The 17,539-nt window shown below is 68.6% G+C and carries 15 protein-coding genes, 2 tRNA genes and 2 pseudogenes; 10 read left to right on the forward strand and 9 right to left on the reverse strand.

What is annotated here, in order from left to right:
- Positions 1-148 precede the first annotated feature (148 nt).
- From x551_RS00480 to x551_RS26695, 6 genes are all read right to left on the reverse strand, one after another.
- Positions 149-427 carry a DUF427 domain-containing protein gene (locus x551_RS00480; protein WP_011828980.1) on the reverse strand — a complete coding sequence of 93 codons (279 nt, stop codon included), beginning with the start codon at positions 425-427 and terminating at the stop codon, positions 149-151.
- A gap of 14 nt (positions 428-441) precedes the next feature.
- Positions 442-1,407 carry an L-histidine N(alpha)-methyltransferase gene (gene egtD, locus x551_RS00485; protein ID WP_148211018.1) on the reverse strand — a complete coding sequence of 322 codons (966 nt, stop codon included), beginning with the start codon at positions 1,405-1,407 and terminating at the stop codon, positions 442-444.
- A 41-nt stretch (positions 1,408-1,448) separates the two neighbouring features.
- Complete coding sequence (gene egtB / locus x551_RS00490; RefSeq protein WP_036228729.1) at positions 1,449-2,675, reverse strand: ergothioneine biosynthesis protein EgtB; 1,227 nt, start codon at positions 2,673-2,675, stop codon at positions 1,449-1,451.
- A 130-nt stretch (positions 2,676-2,805) separates the two neighbouring features.
- Positions 2,806-2,882 (reverse strand) — tRNA-Arg (locus x551_RS00495).
- Between the two features lie 43 nt (positions 2,883-2,925).
- Positions 2,926-4,050, reverse strand: coding sequence for an ATP-binding protein (locus x551_RS00500; protein WP_051495391.1), 1,125 nt, complete (start codon positions 4,048-4,050; stop codon positions 2,926-2,928).
- On the reverse strand, positions 3,942-5,063 hold the full coding sequence (locus x551_RS26695) for a cache domain-containing protein (RefSeq protein ID WP_051495393.1): 1,122 nt from the start codon (positions 5,061-5,063) through the stop codon (positions 3,942-3,944). Before x551_RS26695 ends, x551_RS00500 begins: the two co-directional genes overlap by 109 nt.
- Before the next feature lie 158 nt (positions 5,064-5,221).
- Here x551_RS26695 and x551_RS00515 point away from each other — a divergent pair, with 158 nt between their 5' ends.
- Together x551_RS00515 and x551_RS24870 are read left to right on the forward strand one after the other, a co-directional pair.
- On the forward strand, positions 5,222-6,187 hold the full coding sequence (locus x551_RS00515; RefSeq protein WP_231497428.1) for an MBL fold metallo-hydrolase: 966 nt from the start codon (positions 5,222-5,224) through the stop codon (positions 6,185-6,187).
- A 122-nt stretch (positions 6,188-6,309) separates the two neighbouring features.
- Positions 6,310-6,600, forward strand: coding sequence for a hypothetical protein (locus x551_RS24870; protein WP_148210911.1), 291 nt, complete (start codon positions 6,310-6,312; stop codon positions 6,598-6,600).
- Between the two features lie 79 nt (positions 6,601-6,679).
- Here x551_RS24870 and x551_RS00520 read toward each other — a convergent pair.
- Positions 6,680-6,756, reverse strand: a tRNA-Pro gene (locus x551_RS00520).
- A 44-nt stretch (positions 6,757-6,800) separates the two neighbouring features.
- Positions 6,801-10,860, reverse strand: a pseudogene (hrpA, locus tag x551_RS00525) (ATP-dependent RNA helicase HrpA).
- Positions 10,861-10,900: 40 nt separating this feature from the next.
- Here hrpA and argA point away from each other — a divergent pair.
- The 4 genes from argA to x551_RS00545 all read left to right on the forward strand — a co-directional run bounded on the left by argA (position 10,901) and on the right by x551_RS00545 (position 14,226).
- A complete protein-coding gene (gene argA / locus x551_RS00530; RefSeq protein ID WP_011828972.1) occupies positions 10,901-12,241 on the forward strand; it encodes an amino-acid N-acetyltransferase in 1,341 nt (446 codons plus the stop codon).
- Between the two features lie 40 nt (positions 12,242-12,281).
- Positions 12,282-12,557, forward strand: coding sequence for an oxidative damage protection protein (locus tag x551_RS00535; protein ID WP_011828971.1), 276 nt, complete (start codon positions 12,282-12,284; stop codon positions 12,555-12,557).
- A 130-nt stretch (positions 12,558-12,687) separates the two neighbouring features.
- The gene (locus x551_RS00540) at positions 12,688-13,731 is read left to right on the forward strand and encodes a Fe(3+) ABC transporter substrate-binding protein (protein WP_036228625.1); all 1,044 of its coding nucleotides are present in this window, start codon (positions 12,688-12,690) and stop codon (positions 13,729-13,731) included.
- 129 nt (positions 13,732-13,860) lie between these two features.
- On the forward strand, positions 13,861-14,226 hold the full coding sequence (locus x551_RS00545) for an H-NS histone family protein (RefSeq protein ID WP_231497429.1): 366 nt from the start codon (positions 13,861-13,863) through the stop codon (positions 14,224-14,226).
- A gap of 172 nt (positions 14,227-14,398) precedes the next feature.
- Here x551_RS00545 and x551_RS00550 read toward each other — a convergent pair.
- A pseudogene (locus x551_RS00550) lies at positions 14,399-15,372 on the reverse strand (DUF808 domain-containing protein).
- A gap of 111 nt (positions 15,373-15,483) precedes the next feature.
- Here x551_RS00550 and x551_RS00555 point away from each other — a divergent pair.
- The 4 genes from x551_RS00555 to x551_RS00570 all read left to right on the forward strand — a co-directional run bounded on the left by x551_RS00555 (position 15,484) and on the right by x551_RS00570 (position 17,500).
- Positions 15,484-15,810, forward strand: a complete 327-nt coding sequence (locus x551_RS00555) for a 2Fe-2S iron-sulfur cluster-binding protein (RefSeq protein ID WP_011828967.1) — start codon at positions 15,484-15,486, stop codon at positions 15,808-15,810.
- Between the two features lie 379 nt (positions 15,811-16,189).
- Complete coding sequence (locus tag x551_RS00560) at positions 16,190-16,711, forward strand: hypothetical protein (RefSeq protein WP_011828965.1); 522 nt, start codon at positions 16,190-16,192, stop codon at positions 16,709-16,711.
- A gap of 124 nt (positions 16,712-16,835) precedes the next feature.
- Positions 16,836-17,081 (forward strand): AbrB/MazE/SpoVT family DNA-binding domain-containing protein, encoded by a 246-nt coding sequence (locus x551_RS00565; protein WP_011828964.1) that lies wholly within the window; start codon positions 16,836-16,838, stop codon positions 17,079-17,081.
- Between the two features lie 14 nt (positions 17,082-17,095).
- Complete coding sequence (locus tag x551_RS00570; RefSeq protein WP_011828963.1) at positions 17,096-17,500, forward strand: type II toxin-antitoxin system VapC family toxin; 405 nt, start codon at positions 17,096-17,098, stop codon at positions 17,498-17,500.
- The last annotated feature ends 39 nt before the right edge of the window (positions 17,501-17,539 follow it).

The following is a 17,539-nucleotide window of genomic DNA, read 5'->3' on the forward strand; positions in this document are numbered from 1 at the left end:
CCGAACGGCTGCGCCGTGGCCGCGGCCGGCCGCTTCGACGTGGCCTGCTGGTGCAGCACCGTGTGCATCGCCCCCGAACGCCTGACCGGGCTGCCGCCCGAGCAACGCGGGGTCGCCTGCCTGTGCCGCCATTGCGCCGGCGCAGCGCCTAGGAGACCTTGACGCCCTTCCAGAACGCGACCCGACCCTTGATCTCGGCCGCGGCTTCCTTCGGTTCGGCGTAGTACCAGACGGCGTCCGGATTCAGGTCACCGTCGACCAGCAGCGAGTAGTAGCTCGCCTCGCCCTTCCACGAGCACATGGTGTGGTGGTTACTGCCGACCACGTACTCGCGCCGGAGCGCGCTCTCCGGAAAGTAGTGGTTGCCCTCGACCACCACGGTGTCGTCGCTCTCGGCGATGACCACGCCGTTCCACTCCGCCTTCATAGAAAACTCCCCCTTCACGCTGGCAGGGCCAGCCAATGGACGCTGAACAGCCGCTGCGGGTCGACCCACACTGCCCGGGGCGTGTAGCCAGCCTGCTCGGCCAGTGCGCGGAATCCCGCGACGCTGAACTTGTGCGAATTCTCGGTGTGGAGCGTGTCGCCTTCGGCGAACTCGAAGACATGGCCGCACAGCCGCACTTGCTGCGCACGGCGGCTCACCAGGTGCATCTCGATGCGCTGCTCGGCCGGCCGGTAAGGGGCGTAGTGCGCGAACTGGGCGAGATCGAAGTTCGCACCGAGTTCGCGGTTCGCGCGCGCCAGCAGATTCAGGTTGAACGCGGCCGTGACGCCGGCCGTGTCGTTGTAGGCGGCGTGCAGCAGCGCCGGATCCTTGACCAGATCGACGCCGATCAACAACCCGCCGCCGCGCAGCAGCACGGCCGTGCGGCGCAGAAAGCCCAGCGCTTCGTCGGGGCCGAAGTTGCCGATCGACGAGCCAGGGAAGAAGCCGACACGGCGACGGCTCGCGGCATGCGGTGCCGGCAGGTCGAAGGGTCGGGTGAAATCTGCGGCGATCGGGCGCACGTCCAGCCCCGGGTGGTCGGCACGCAGCGCATCGGCCGCGACGTGCAGGTGCTCGGCCGAGATGTCGATCGGAACGAAGCGACGTGGCCGCTGCAGCGCGCCCAGCAGCACGCGGATCTTGCGGCTCGAGCCGGCGCCGAACTCCACGATCTCGGCGTCCGGACCGATGCACTCGGCCATCTCGTCGGCCTGCGCTTTCATCAGGGCCAGTTCGGTGCGCGTCGGGTAGTACTCGGGCAGCTCGCAGATGCGGTCGAACAGCGCCGAGCCCTCGCGGTCGTAGAAGAACTTGGGCGCAATGCTGCGCGGCCGGCGCGCCAGCCCCGCTAGCAGCTCACGGGCGAAGTCGCCGTCGATCACCTGGTGCGGCGGCTGCGCGTCGGTCACGGGCAGCAGATGGGCGCGAGCATCGGGCGTGGCCCGCAACGGCTGCGTCGTCACGAGACATCCCTCGCGAGCCGCAGGCCCGCGAACTGCCAGCGCGCGCCCGGCGCAAAGAAGTTGCGGTAACTCGGCCGCGCGTGCCCGCTCGGCGTCGCGCAGCTGCCGCCTCGCAGCACCAGCTGACCCACCATGAACTTGCCGTTGTATTCGGCCACGGCCCCGGCCTGCGGCCGGAACCCCGGGTAGGGATCGTAGGACGAACGCGTCCACTCCCAGACCTCACCCGTCCCTTCCAGCACGCCGTCGGCGGCCGCAGCCTCCCACTCGAACTCGGTCGGCAGGCGCGCACCGGCCCAGGTGGCGTAAGCGGCCGCCTCGTAGAAGCTCAGGTGGCTCACCGGCTCGTCGAGATCCAGCGCCCGCGGCCCCAGCAGCGTGAAGACCCCCGGGCACCGCGCCTCGGTGTCGCTCCAGTACAGCGGCGCGGCCCAGCCCTGCTGCTGCACGGCCGCCCAGCCATCGCTGAGCCACAGCTCGGGTCGACGGTAGCCGCCGTCGCGCATGAACTCGAGGAACTCGCGGTTGGCGACCGGCCGGCTGGCCAGTTCGTGCGCCTGCAGCAGTGCGCGGTGACACGGCGTCTCGTTGTCGAAGGCGAACGCCGTCGTGGAAGGCGCGCCGATGTCCGCGATACCGCCGGCGCGCGCCAGCCAGCGCAACGGCGGGCCACACACCGGTGCGGGATGCAGGCCGCGCGCGGCGAACACCCGGCCTTCGCCGTCCGGAGACGCGCTGCGGTAGCCGGGCTGCAGCGGGTTCAGCGACAGCAGGTGCTTGGCGTCGGTCAGCATCAGTTCCTGGTGCTGCTGCTCGTGCTGCAGGCCCAGCGCGATCAGCGGAAGCGCGGCCAGCCAAGCGGCGTCGTCCGACTCGCGAACGAAGGTGAGCATCGCCTCGTCGACATGACGCCGGTACTGCAGCACCTCCTCGTTCGACGGTCGCGTCAGCAGGCCACGCTGGGCGCGTGGATGACGCGGCCCGAGCGACTCGTAATAGGAGTTGAACAGGAAGGCGTAGCGCTCGTCGTGCACGCGGTAGCCTGGCTGGTGCGCCTGCAGCACCACGGTCTCGAAGAACCAGGTGGTGTGCGCAAGGTGCCACTTGGTGGGGCTGGCATCCGGCATCGACTGCACGCAGCGGTCTTCGGCCGACAGCGGCGCAGCGAGCTGCAGCGACTGCGACCGCACCGCCTCCAGGCGGCGGCGCCACACGATGCGCAGGCTGCGATCGACGGACGGCGCGGAGGACGACAACTCGGCAACACGGGAGTTCAAGACTTCACTCCTCGGTAGGTCATGTCGGCGGGCACGAAGGCCATACAGTGGATCGCCGGCACGGTGGTTTCCCAACTGGCCTGCCCGACAGGAATCGAACCTGTAACCCCCAGCTTAGAAGGCTGGTGCTCTATCCAGTTGAGCTACGGGCAGAGGGGGCAGGGGAAGTGTACGCGGCACTTTGCGGCCTTGCGCCTCAGACCTGGCGCGAATGCTTCAGCAGCACGCTGACGAGTTCATCCGCATCGAGCGGCTTGGTGACGCGCTCGACCATGCCAGCCTCGATGCAGTGGGTGCGATCCTCCGCGAGCGCGTGACCGGTCTGGCCGATGATGGGCAACTCCGCGTCCAGCGAGTGGATGCGTCGCGCGGTCTCGTAGCCGTCGATGCCAGGCATCATCACGTCCAGCAGCACCGCGTTGTACTTCGGATCCAGCTGCGCGGCGACGCGGTCGATCGCCTCGTAGCCATCAGCCACCACCTCCGCGGAGGCCCCTTCCATCGACAGCATGCTCTCGATGACGATCTGATTGACCGGGTTGTCCTCGGCCACCAGCACGCGCATCCCGTCGAGCCTCGAATGCGGCAGCCGGCCCGCGGTCTCTTCGCGTTCGCCCCGTTGAGGCTGCAGCATCGTGTCGGCACCGACAGGCTCCGCGTCGGTGCCGACCGGCCCTTCGGGCTCCACCGAGGTCAAGGTCGAGCGCGCGAGCGGCAGGCGAATCGAAAACGTGGATCCGGCCCCCAGGTGGCTCGTGACCACGATCGAGCCATTCATCATCTCGACCAGCCGCTTGGTGATCGCCAGGCCCAGGCCGGTGCCTCCATAACGACGCGTGGTCGATCGATCGGCCTGCTCGAACGCCATGAAGAGCCGGGAGATCTGCTCTTCGGACATGCCCAGCCCGCTGTCCCGCACGTTGATGACCAGCTTGTCGCCGGAGACGCCGACCGTCACGTCCACCTGGCCGGAGGCGGTGAACTTGACCGCATTCGACAGCAGGTTGAGCAGGATCTGCCCCAGCCGCAGGGGATCGACGACGATGACCTCGGGCACGCGACGGTCCACCATGAGGCACAGCGCGATGCCCTTGTCGCGCGCGAAGCCCCGGACCAGGTCGACCGCACGCTCCAGGGCCGGCCGCAGCATCGTGGGGGTCGGGTCCAGCAGGAGCTTGCCCGCCTCGATCTTGGACATGTCCAGCACGTCGTTCAGAATGCCCTGCAGCAGCTTGCCGGACTCGAGGATGCGCGCGAACTTCTGGCGCGCCTCCGGAGCGACCGACGGATCGCGGTAGCCGATCTGCGCGAAGCCCAGCACGCCGTTGAGGGGCGTGCGGATCTCATGGCTGATGTTGGCCAGGAACAGCGACTTCGAGTCATTGGCCCGCACCGCCTGCTCCTTGGCCTCCTGGAGCAGCCGCAGCGCCCGCAGCTGGCCGCGCCCCGACCGGTACTGCTGCACCAACAACAGACAGAGCGCACCCGCCAGAACGAGCCAGAACGCCACCGTGATCGCCAGCTCCCGGTACCAGGCGCCCGGAAGTCCGCCTCCGCCAGGCCGGCCAGGATGAAGACCGAATAGCCGCCGACCTGCCGGTACATCACGGCCCGCAGCACGCTGTCGATCGAGCTTCGGGTGCGGAACCGGTCCGCCGGCTTGCCTGACGCGAGCGAGTTCAGAACCTCCGGCGCCGCCACGCGCACCGGTTGCTCGTCCTGCGCCATCGGCGCGGCCGGCAGGCGCAGCAGGACTTCCCGGCGCGCGTTGAACAGCGTGATCACCCCTTGGGCGCCAAGCTTCAACGAGCCGAAGAATCCGTTCAGTTCCTCGAGATCGAGGTTGATGTAGACGACACCGGCGAAGGCGTTGCGGTGGTCGCGCAGCTGCTGGGCCAGCGGCAGCACCCAGCGGCCGGTGATGCGTGACTTGAGCGGCAGCCCCAGCACCATCGTCGAGGAACTCTTGGCTTCCTGGAAGAACTGGCGCCGCTCTACGCTGAGCCTCTGCGCAGGGTCGACACCCCCGCCATAGAGCACCAGCCCGGTGTGGTCGGCCGCGCGCAGTGCCGGGGCATCGGGGAGCCGCTTCTGCAACTCGAACAGTGCGGCATTGAACTCGGTCTCGCTCACCGGACCGGCCGCGCTCATCAGCGCGAAGCTCTGCGCCGCCGACTGCAGCACGAGGTCGGCCGCCTGCAAGCGGGTGAAGAGATAGCGCTCGAGGTTGAGCGTGAGGTTCTCGAGGTCATCATCGGCCGCGACCTGGTAGCGATCGAAGCTCTGCGCGAGCGAGACGCCCAGGAAGACGGCCACGGCCAGCAGCAGCAGCAAAGACCCGGCAGCCTGCCGCCGGAACGTACGACGCCATTCGACCAGACGAGCGCCCAAATTGCCTTCCTTGGCGGCCATGCCGCGAGCCCGAGCGGTTTTATCTCATGAGGCCTAGACTGCCTACCGCTCTATCCCTTAGCGACTCCCGAGAACGTCCCATGACTCGCAAACTCCTTGCCATCTTCGGGCTCATCGTCGCGCTGTCGGCCGGCGGCCCCGCCCTCACCGACAGCCGCGCCGAGGCGCCGCAGCAGAAGACCCAGGCGCCGGGCTACCACCGGATGATGCTGGGCGACTTCGAGATCACCGCGCTGTCCGATGGCACCGTGGACCTGCCGGTCGACCAGCTGCTGTCCGGCGCCCGGCCCGGCCAGGTGAAGCGCGCGCTGCAGCGGGCCTACCTGGGCGTGCCGCTCGAGACCTCGGTCAACGCCTACCTGGTCAACACCGGGACGCGGCTGGTGCTGATCGACACCGGCGCCGCCGGCCTGTTCGGCCCGACGCTCGGCAAGCTGCCGGCCCACCTGAAGGCCGCCGGCTACCTGCCCGAGCAGGTGGACGAGGTCTACATCACCCACCTTCACCCCGATCATGTGGGCGGCCTGCTCGCCGACGGCAAGGCGGCGTTCCCGAACGCGACGCTGCGCTTCGACCAGCACGACGCCGACTTCTGGCTCAGCAACGAGCAGATGGCCAGGGCGCCCGACGACGCCAAGGGCTTCTTCGCCGGCGCGATGGCCGCCGTCAAACCCTACCAGGACGCCGGCCGCCTGAAGACGTTCACGGGCAGCACCGACCTGGTGCCCGGGGTGCGCGCCGAGCCGGCGCCGGGCCACACGCCGGGTCACACCTTCTATGTCGTCGAGAGCCGCGGGCAGAAACTGGTGATCTGGGGCGACATGATGCACGTGGCCGCCGTGCAGTTTCCCGACCCCTCGATCGTCATCAAGTTCGATGTCGACTCGAAGACGGCGATGCCGCAGCGCCGCAAGGCCTTCGCCGATGCGGCCCGCCAAGGCTACTACGTGGCCATCGCTCATGTCTCGTTCCCGGGCATCGGACGCCTTCGTGCCGAGGGCAAGGGCTATGTCTGGGTGCCGCTGAACTACAGCAGCAAGCCGTGAATCCGAACCCGACAGGGAGCCGTCAACGCCGACCTCTGCCCCGATTGCTCGGCGCTTGATGTGGGTCAACGGCGGTGCTGCCCCGGCGCGCACAGCGCCCGCCGCCGTTGCCAGAATGGGTCATGAACAAGCTTCAGCGCGTGATCTGGGCCGAGGACTTCGCGACCGAATTGTCTCGATTGATCAGTGGTGGGATAGCCATGGGCGACTTCAGCGAGCGCGGCCTGAGGCTGTTTCCGACACACGGGCATATGGACCCGGGCGTCGTTGCGCAGGTGGAGTCCGACCGTTGGCACGCAGAGCAGCCGATCTGCGAATGTCGCGGCGCCGGAGCGGGCCCCTGCGCTGCTCGACCCAGATCATCGGCACTGCCCAGCGCTTTTGCCGGCGCCGGGATGCCGGGTTGTCGATAGGAGCGCTCGCCTCGGACGGGCCGGTCCGTCAGAAGCAAAAGCGGCCTGGAGGCTTCCACCTGACAGGCCGCATGAACATTGGTCGGGGCGGCGGGATTCGAACTCGCGACCTACTGGTCCCAAACCAGTTGCGCTACCAGGCTGCGCTACGCCCCGACTGAGCCGCGATTGTAGCCAGCGCACTTTGCCGAGCCGGATGTTCACGCGCTCAGCTGGGACCAGGCCTTCTCCAGGCGCTTGGCGCTCACGGGTTGGGGTGTCCGGAGTTCCTGTGCGAAAAGGCTCACGCGCAGTTCCTCGATCAGCCATCTGAACTCGTCGAGCCGCGCGTCGGCCGCGCCCTTGAGTTCGGCCACGCGGCGCAGGTAGCGTTGCTCGATCGGGCGCAGTTCGGCCAGGCGGGCCGCATCGCGCGCCGGGTCGGCGCGCCACTTGTCGAGCCGCAGCGTGACGCCCTTCAGGTAGCGCGGCAGGTGGTGCAACTGCGCGTAGCCGGTCTCGGCCAGGAAGCGCTTGGGGCACAGACGCGCCAGTTGCGCCGCCACGTCGTCGGCCACCTCCTTGGCCGGCCGCGTGTCCTTGAGCTTGCGGGTGGCGGTCGCCTGCTCGGCGAGCACGGTCGCCGCGAGGCGCGCCACCTCCTGCGCGATCAGGTTGAGCCGCGTGCGGCCCTCGTCGATGCGCTTCGCGAAGCCCGCTGCATCGGTGGGGAGCGGCTCGACGAGGAAGGCGCGGTCGAGCGCCACGTCGATGATCTGCGCCCGCAGTTCGTCGGCGCTGCCGCCGAGCGCCATGTACGCGACCGCCATGCGCGGCAGGTCGGGGATGCTCTTCTCCAGGTACTTCAGCGGCTCCTTGATCTGCAGCGCGACCAGGCGGCGCAGCCCGGCGCGGTGGCGCGTGGCCGCGACGTCGGGCTCGTCGAACACCTCGATCTCCACGTGGCCGCCCTTGTCGATCAGCGCCGGGAAGCCGACCAGGCTCTGCGCGCCGCGGCGGATCTCCATCAGTTCGGGCAGTTCGCCGAAGGACCAGGTGGTGTGGCGCTGAGGCGGCGTGGCCGAGGGTGGCGTGCCCTCACCCCGGCCCTCTCCCGCGGGCGGGAGAGGGAGAGAGTTTGTGCGGCTCCCTCTCCCGCTGGTGGGAGAGGGTTGGGTGATGGCGAGTTCGCCGCCTGCTCCACCCCGCCCAGCTTCAAGGCCGCCAGCGCCTGGAACGCCGACCTGGCCTGCGCGCCCAACTCGGCCTTCAGCGTCGGCAGGTGGCGGCCCATGCCGAGCTGGCGGCCGTGCTCGTCGACGACACGGAAGTTCATGAACAGATGGGGCTGCAGCGTCTCGAGCTTGAAGTCGTTGCGCTGCACCGCGATCTGGGTGCGCTCGCGCACCGCCTTCAGCAGCGCGTCGACCAGGCTGCCCTGCGCGAACGGCACCAGCTCGCAGAACTCGGCTGCGGCCTCGGGCAGGGGCACCAGGCGCGAGCGCGGCCGCTGGTGCAGGCTCTTCATCAGCGCCAGCACCTTGTCCTTCAGCAGGCCCGGCACCAGCCACTCGCAGCGCTCGTCGTTCACCTGGTTCAGCGCGTAGATCGGCACGGTGACGGTCAGGCCGTCCTTGCTGTCGCCGGGCTCGTGCAGGTAGGCGGCCTCGCAGTCGATGCCGCCCAGGCGCAGCGTCTTCGGGAAGGCCGCGGTGGTGATGCCCGCGGCCTCGTGGCGCATCAGCTCGTCCTTGGTCAGCATCAGCAGCTTCGGCTGCTGCGGGCTCTGGGCGCGGTACCAGCGTTCCAGCGTCGTGCCGGAACACACGTCCTCGGGCAGTTGCTGGTCGTAGAAGGCGAAGATGAGTTCGTCGTCGACCAGCACGTCCTGCCGGCGCGACTTGTGCTCCAGCTCCTCCACTTGGCGGATCAGCTTGCGGTTGTGCGCAAGGAAAGGCAGGCGGCTCTCCCACTCGCCGTTCACCAGCGCCTCGCGGATGAAGATCTCACGCGCGGCGGCGGGGTCGACGTTGCCGAAGTTGACCCGCTTGTTGTTGTAGACCACCAGCCCGTACAGCGTGGCGCGCTCCAGCGCCACCACCTCGGCCGCCTTCTTCTCCCAATGCGGCTCGAGCAGCTGCTTCTTCAGCAGGTGGCCGGCCACCTGCACGATCCACGCCGGCTCGATCGCCGCCAGCGCGCGGCCGAACAGCCGCGTGGTCTCCACCAGCTCGGCGGCGATCAGCCAGCGGCCCGGCTTCTTGCTCAGGTGCGCGCCGGGGTGGCGCCAGAACTTGATGCCGCGCGCGCCGAGGTACCAGTCCTCGTCGTCGCTCTTGCAACCCACGTTGCCCAGCAGCCCGGCCAGCATCGCCAGGTGGAGCTGCTCGTAGGTGGCCGGCGTACCGTTGAGCCGCCAGCCGTGCTCGGCCACCACGGTGTGCAGCTGCGAATGGATGTCGCGCCACTCTCGCACGCGGCGCGGGCTGACGAAGTGCTCGCGCAGGCGCTGCTCCTGCTGGCGGTTGGAGAGCTTGTGGGCGGCCGTGCCCTCGCCGCGGCCGTCCGACGCACGGGCCGGCGCCGGCATGGTCGACGGGTGCGCGGCGTGGCCGCGTCCAGCTCGATCCACTGCCACAGCTTGACGTAGCCGACGAACTCGGAGCGCTCGTCTTCGAACAGCTTGTGCTTCTGATCGGCGGCCTGCTGCTGTTCGAGCGGCCGGTCACGCACGTCCTGCACCGACAGTGCGCTGGCGATCACCAGCACCTCGGCCAGCGCCTGGCGGTCGCGCGCAGCCAGGATCATGCGGCCGATGCGCGGGTCCAGCGGCAGCCTGGCGAGCTCCTTGCCGATCGCCGTGAGCGCGTTGTCGTCGTCGGTCGCGCCCAGCTCGTTCAGCAGCGCGTAGCCGTCGGCGATCGCCTTCTTCGGCGGCGGCTCGAGGAAGGGGAAGGCCTCCACGTCGCCGAGGCCCAGCGCCTTCATGCGCAGGATCACGCCGGCCAGCGAGCTGCGCAGGATCTCGGGATCGGTGAAGCGCGGCCGGCCCGCGTAATCCTTTTCGTCGTATAGGCGGATGCAGATGCCGTCGGCCACGCGCCCGCAACGGCCGGCACGCTGGTTGGCGGCGGCCTGGCTGATGGGCTCCACCTGCAGCTGCTCGACCTTGTTGCGATAGCTGTAGCGCTTGACGCGCGCCGTGCCGGCGTCGACCACGTAGCGGATGCCGGGCACCGTGAGCGAGGTCTCGGCCACGTTGGTGGCCAGCACGATGCGCCGCCCGTTGCCGGCCTGGAACACGCGGTCTTGCTCGGTCTGCGACAGCCGCGCGAACAACGGCAGGATCTCGGGCTGCGGGCCGCCGCGGTGCTGCTGCAGCAGGTGCTTGCGCAGGTGGTCGGCGGCCTCGCGGATCTCGCGCTCGCCGGGCAGGAACACCAGCACGTCGCCGCGGCCCTCGCGCCACAGTTCGTCGACGGCGTCGGCGATCGCGTCGTTCAGGTCGTGCTCACGCGACTCCTCGAAAGCCCTCCAGCGCTGCTCGACCGGGAACAGCCGGCCGCTCACCTGGATCACCGGCGCCGGCACGAGTTCGTGCCCCCACGCTCCGCGCTCCGCACTGTCTCCGCCCCCCGAGGGCGCGCCGCCCGGCTTGGGGCGGTCCGGCGTCGGGCGGACGCTCCCGAAATGCCGTGCAAACCGATCGGCATCGATCGTCGCCGACGTCACGATCACCTTCAGGTCGGGCCGCTTCGGCAGGATCTGCCGCAGGTAGCCGAGCAGGAAGTCGATGTTGAGGCTGCGCTCGTGGGCCTCGTCGATGATCAGCGTGTCGTAGGCCTGCAGCAGCGGGTCGGTCTGCGTCTCGGCCAGCAGGATGCCGTCGGTCATCAGCTTCACCGAGGCACCCGACGTCAGCCGGTCCTGGAAGCGCACCTTGTAGCCCACCACCTCGCCGAGCGGCGTTTCCAGCTCGTCGGCGATACGCTTGGCGACCGAGCTCGCCGCGATGCGCCGCGGCTGGGTGTGGCCGATCAGCCGTCCCCGCTCGCCGGGTTTGGCATTGGCCTTGCCGCGGCCCAGCGCCAGCATCAGCTTGGGCAGCTGCGTGGTCTTGCCGGAGCCGGTCTCGCCGCAGACGATGACGACCTGGTGGCGCTGCACCGCCTCGGCGATTTCGTCGCGCCGGGCCGAGACCGGCAGCGCCTCGGGGAAGCGGATGGGTGGCAGCGATCGCGGCGGTGCAGGGGCGGCGGTGCGGGGAGCGGTCTCGGGCATGGTGTCGGGCAGAATCCGCGATTATCCCGGCGCCCGTCTCATGGACCTCGTCTTCCCGCACACCTTCGTTCCCTGGTTTCGCTCGGTCGCGCCCTACATCCACGCGTACCGCGGCAAGACCTTCGTGGTCGCGATGGCCGGCGAAGGCATCGCCGCGGGCCGACTGAACGCCTTCGTGCAGGACGTGGCGATCCTGCATGCGATGGGCATCAAGCTGGTGCTGGTGCACGGCTTCCGCCCGCAGGTGAGCGAGCAGCTGCGCGCCAAGGGCCACCCGGAGCACTTCAGCCACGGCCTGCGCATCACCGACGCGGTGGCGCTCGACTGCGCCCAGGAGGCCGCCGGCCAGCTGCGCTTCGAGATCGAGGCGGCGTTCTCGCAGGGCCTGCCGAACACGCCGATGGCCAACGCGACGGTGCGCGTGGTGTCGGGCAATTTCCTGACGGCGCGGCCGGTCGGCATCGTCGACGGCGTGAACTTCCTTCACAGCGGCATCGTGCGGCGCGTCGACGCGGCGGCCATTCGCCGTGCCATCGACATCGGCGCGATCGTGCTGCTGTCGCCGTTCGGCTTCTCGCCGACCGGCGAGGCCTTCAACCTGACGATGGAAGACGTGGCGACCAGCACCGCCATCGCGTTGCAGGCCGACAAACTGATGTTCCTGACCGAGGTGCCAGGCGTGCGCGAGGACCCGCGCGACGCCGAGAGCGCGATCGATACCGAGCTCGCGCTGGCCGACGCCCGGCGCCTGCTGGCCGCCCTGCCCGACCCGACCCAACCCACCGATACCGCCTTCTACCTGCGCCACTGCATCAAGGCCTGCGAGGGTGGCGTCGAGCGCTCGCACATCCTGCCCTTCAACGCCGACGGCGCGTTGCTGACCGAGGTCTACACACACGACGGCATCGGCACGATGGTGGTCGACGAGAAGCTAGAGAGCCTGCGCGAGGCCAGCTCCGACGACATCGGCGGCATCCTGCAGCTCATCGAACCCTTCGAGCGCGACGGCACGCTGGTCAAGCGCGACCGCACCGAGATCGAACGCGACATCGACCACTACACCGTGATCGAGCACGACGGCGTGATCTTCGGTTGTGCGGCGCTCTACCCCTACCCCGAGGCTCACACCGGCGAAATGGCAGCGCTGACGGTGAGCAACAGCGTGCAGGGCCAGGGAGATGGCGAGCGCATCCTCAAGCGCGTGGAGCAGCGCGCCCGTGCCGCCGGCCTCACCAGCATCTTCGTGCTCACCACCCGCACGATGCACTGGTTCATCAAGCGCGGCTTCGTCCAGGTCGATGCCGACTGGCTGCCCGAAGCGCGCAAACGCAAGTACAACTGGGACCGACGCTCGCTGGTCCTGGTGAAGAAGCTCGCCTGACGAGCCTCGTCGACCCGATCACAAGGACAAGGAGTTCCCCATGGCCCGTACCGTGCACTGCGCCCTGCTGAAGAAAGACGCCGACGGACTGGATTTCGCGCCCTACCCCGGCGAACTGGGCCAGCGCATCTTCGACAACGTCAGCAAGGAAGCCTGGGCCCAGTGGCTCAAGCACCAGACGATGCTGGTCAACGAGAACCGTCTGAATCTGGCGGACGCCCGTGCGCGGCAGTACCTCGCGCGTCAGATGGAGAACTACTTCTTCGGCGCCGGCGCCGAGCAGCCCGCCGGCTACGTGCCGCCGACGCCGACCTGAGTTCGGCCGCAAGGGCGTGTGGCCCGCCCCGCGAGGGCGGTGCGTTGCGGATGCCTGGAATGGTGACGCAGACGCGAATCATTCGTGTTGACTCTTATACTGACAGATCGTTGTCACAGGAGACTCCACGATGGTCCGCTCTACCCTCGCCCGCACGGCCCTGGCCGCCGCCACCCTTTGTGCCTCGTTCGCCGCTGCGGCGCAGGACCAGGTGCTGAACCTCTACTCGGCGCGTCACTACCAGACCGACGAGGCGCTCTACGCCGACTTCACCAAGTCGACCGGCATCAAGATCAACCGCGTCGACGCCGACGACGCCGGTCTGCTGGCGCGCCTGCGCAGCGAAGGCGCCTCGAGCCCGGCCGACGTGATCCTGCTGGTCGATGCCGCGCGCATCATCCTGGCCGACGCGGACGGCCTGTTCCAGCCGGTCAAGTCCAGCGTGCTGGCGTCGCGCATTCCCGCGCAGCTGCGCGGCAAGGACGACGGCCAGGGCTCGCAGTGGTTTGGCTTCTCCACCCGCGCGCGCGTGATCGTGTTCAACAAGGGCAGCGTCAAGCGCGACGACGTGGACACCTACGAGGAACTCGCCGATCCGAAGAACAAGGGCAAGGTCTGCACCCGTTCGGGCTCGCACCCCTACAACCTGTCGCTGTTCGGTTCGATGTACGAGCACCTCGGTGCCCAGAAGACCGAGGCCTGGCTCAAGGGCGTGGTCGACAACATGGCGCGCGCCCCCAAGGGCGGCGACACCGACCAGATCAAGGCCGTGGCGAGCGGCGAGTGCGGCATCGCCCTCACCAACAGCTACTACCTGGCACGCCTGATGCGCTCGGAGAAGCCGGAAGACAAGGCCGTGGTCGAGAAGATCGAGGTCGTGTTCCCGAACCAGCAATCCTGGGGCACCCACGTCAACATCGCCGGCGGCGCGCTGGCCCGGCACGCGAAGAACCGCGATGCCGGCGTGAAGTTCCTCGAATACCTGTCCACCAATTCGGCCCAGACCTATTTCGCGAACGGCAACAACGAATATCCGGTGGTGCCGGGCGTGAAGGTCGCCAATCCGGCACTCGACGCGCTGGGAGCTTTCAAGGCCGAACTGATTCCGATCTCGGTGGTCGGGCTGAATTCCATCCGGGTTCAGCAGAGCCTCGATCGGGTCGGCTACAAATAATTCCCGACATATTCCACCTGGAACCCGGCCGCGGCCGGGTTTTCTCTGAGTTGTCACATTGCACGATTTTCGCTGGACCGCCTAGAATCAAATTCAGGCGGGCGCTATTCCCCGCTTCAATTCAACTCGATGGAGCTGGACGCTGAAATGGCCACATACCAAGACCTGATGTCCCAGAAAGCCGCGCTCGAGCGGCAGGCTGCGGCCCTGACCGAGCAGATCGAGACCGCACGTCGTGCCGAGCACAGCGCGGTCATCGCCAGGATCAAGGCCTTGATGGACGAACACGGCATCACGCTGGCGGATCTGGGGCGCAGCAAGTCCCCGGTCAAACCGGCCAAGGCTGCAAAAACCGGCGGGACCGCCGGTCGCAAGGTCGCAGTCAAGTATCGGAATACCGCGACCGGCGATACCTGGAGCGGCCGCGGGCTGCAACCCAATTGGTTGAAGGCAGCGCTGGCCTCCGGCCGCAAGATCGAGGAATTCTCGGTCTGACAGGCGATCGGTTTCGACCGGCGAAGCCGGCCGAGGCATTTTCAACCAGCCGCCTGCGGGCGGCTGCTTCGTTTGTGGACCGAGGTGCCGGAGCCGGAAACAAACCCGCGTCGAGGTCCGGCGGGCAGATTCCGCGCACGGCGAGAAGCTGCGAAGGAATCTCCTTCACGGCCTATCGCGAGGCAGGCGTCGCGCCCTCCTTGGCGCGCCCCATGATCCGGCGCACCAAGCTCGTGCCAGCGAGCACCAGCGCCCCTGCCACGATGCCGAGCACACCATCCAGCACACTCGGCAGCAACGCCTGCAACACCCCCCCGACGCCACCGGCGAACGCCGCGACCCGGGCCACGATCGCCTCGAGGGCATGGTGCAGCACCGGGATGCCGTGCGTCAGGATGCCGCCACCCACCAGGAACATCGCTGCGGTGCCGGCGATCGACAGCCCCTTCATCAGCCACGGTGCCGCTCTCAGGATGCCGGCGCCCAGACCGCGCTGAAAGCGGCCCCATGCCCCGCCGCCCGGCTGACGGCTCAGATAGAGGCCGCCATCGTCGAGCTTCACGATCGCCGCCACGAGCCCGTAGACGCCGACCGTCATCAGCAGCGCGATGCCCACCAGCACCGACACCTGCGTGATAAAGGGCGACTCGGCACGGTGCCCAGCGTGATCGCGATGATCTCGGCCGACAGGATGAAATCGGTGCGCACCGCACCCTTGATCTTGTCCTGTTCGAAAGCCACCAGATCCAGCGCCGGATCGGCCACCGCGCGGGCCAGTTCCGCCCGGCGGGCCTCGTCCTCCGCCTTGTCGTGCATGAACTTGTGCGCCAGCTTCTCGAAGCCTTCGTAGCAGAGGAACGCGCCCCCGACCATCAGCAGCGGCGTGACGGCCCAGGGCGCGAAGGCGCTGATCGCCAGCGCCGCAGGCACCAGGATCGCCTTGTTCTTCAATGAGCCCCGCGCCACGGCCCACACGACCGGCAGTTCGCGGTCGGCCGAGACGCCGGTCACCTGCTGGGCGTTGAGCGCCAGATCGTCACCCAGCACCCCCGCGGTCTTCTTGGTGGCCACCTTGGTGAGCAGGGCCACGTCGTCGAGCACGCTCGCGATGTCGTCGATGAGGGCAAGCAAGCTGGAAGCGGCCATTCGGAGTCCTGAGGTTGCCGGAGCGGTTCAAACGATCGATCGCAGCGATTGTCCGATGAAGGCCGCACCGTCGTTGGCACCCTCGCGCGGCATGCCGCTAGAGTCAGCCGCATGACGAGCGACGACACGGCGATCCATACGGTGACGGTGCAACCGGCGGGCTGGGTCTTCGCCGCACCCGCGTCGGTGCCCTTGCTCGTCGCCGCGCAGCGCGCCGGCATCCGCCTGCCCAGTTCCTGCCGCAACGGCACCTGCCGGGCCTGCCTGTGCGAATCGCGCCACGGCGAGGTGGCATACCGCATCGAATGGCCGGGGCTCAGTGCCGACGAGAAAGCCGCCGGCATCATCCTGCCCTGCGTCGCACACGCCCGCTCGGACCTCGTGATCGAGCAGGCTGCGGCACGCTGCATGCCCCCGTCCGACGAATCCGGCGGCTGAACCGGCTCGATGTCACGACGCGCGCCGCATCGCCTGTCGCTGCCGACCCACAGCCTGCAACCAGTCGAAAGAACCGCCGATCGGCCGGCGACACGGCGTCACGCCGAGGTGCCGGCCGGGCAGGCGGGACCCGCGAATGCTCCCTAGCACAACCGGATATGCCGCGCGGCCTCCCCGACCCTCGGCGTCGTGATCTCGCGCACGTCCGGCCTCGCCGGACAACGCACCAAAAGCTTGCGCGCTCTCGTGCCGTCGGCCACCCTGCGGCTCGGCCGCCCGTCCGACGCAGGGCGCCCGCGGCGCACCCTGATGCAACTTGCAACGAAACTGACGGCCGCAGGTTCGACAATCAAGACTTTCATACCCGCTTGGAGAACCGATGAGCCGCATCACCCCCCTGGCCCTGTCGCTGCTGGTCGCCGGCCTGATGACCACCGGCGGCGCCGCCCTGGCGCAGGCGCAGACCGCTCCCGCCGCGAAGCCGGCCCCGGCCAAGAAGCCGGTGTCGCAGTCGCGCAAGGAACTGAAGTCCGAAGCCAAGGGCCTGGCTCTCGCAACGGAAGTGACCGAGACGATCAGCGACAACCAGTTGGCAATCTCCAACCGCGTGCTGACCGGCACCGCGCAGTGCGAGTTCAACCAGACTGTCAGCGTGACCCCGGTGCAGAACAAGCCGGGCCACTTCGAGGTCGTGTTCAACAAGGCGGCCTATGTGATGACGCCGCAGGAAACCACCACCGGCGCCGTCCGGCTCGAGGACAGACGCAGCGGCGTCGTGTGGCTGCAGATCCCCGTGAAGTCGATGATGATGAACCAGAAGATCGGCCAGCGCATGGTCGATGGCTGCACCCTCGCGGAGCAGCGCGCCGCGGTCGCGGCCGTCACCGCCGCGGCGCGCTGAGACGCCGATTGACCCCCGCCGCGCTGGCCCTGGCCGGCGCCGGCGTCCGCTCCCGGGTTGAATATGCGGATTCAGGTATGTATACTTCATACATACCGATCGACGCAGATTCACGGGAGCCAGCATGGAAGCCACCGTTGCCGAGCGCGGGCAGATCACTCTGCCCAAGGCCGTGCGTGACGCCCTCGGGCTGGTCAAGGGCACGCAGCTGAAGGTCGAGCTCGACGGCGGCCGCATCATCCTGCGCAAGAACGTCGACGACGCCATCTCTCGCGCTCGCGGCAAGTTCAAGCTCGACGGCTTCACCTCGGTCGACGAGGCCCTGCGCGCGGTGCGCGGTCGGGCCCCCGGCGATCCCGTCGATCGCTGAGCGCCCCGCCGTCGATGATCGCGATCGATTCCTCCGTCCTGATCGAACTCCTCAGCGAGAGCCCCGAGGCCGACACGGCCGAGGCCGCGCTGCGCGACGCGCTGTCGCGCGGGCCGGTCGCCGTCTGCGATGTCGTCATCGCAGAGGTCTGCAGCTCGCTCGAGGAAGGCGATCGCGCCGTGCAGGTGCTCGAGGACATGGGCATCGTCTACAGCGCGGTCGAGCAGAAATCCGCGGTGCGCGCCGGCGAGATGCAGCGTCGCTACCGCTCGCGCGGAGGTGCCCGCCAGCGCAACGTGCCCGACTTCATCGTCGGGGCCCACGCCTTGCTTCAGTGCAACGGCCTGATCACCCGAGATGCCGAGTTCTTCCGCCTCTACTTCAAAGGCCTGAAAGTCATCGTGCCGCGCGCCGCCTGACAGGGTCCCTTCGCTTTCGTCCCCCGCCCTCCTCCTACC

The sequence above is a fragment of the Methylibium sp. T29 genome, from assembly GCF_000576205.1.
In the GTDB taxonomy this organism is placed as follows: domain Bacteria; phylum Pseudomonadota; class Gammaproteobacteria; order Burkholderiales; family Burkholderiaceae_C; genus Methylibium; species Methylibium petroleiphilum.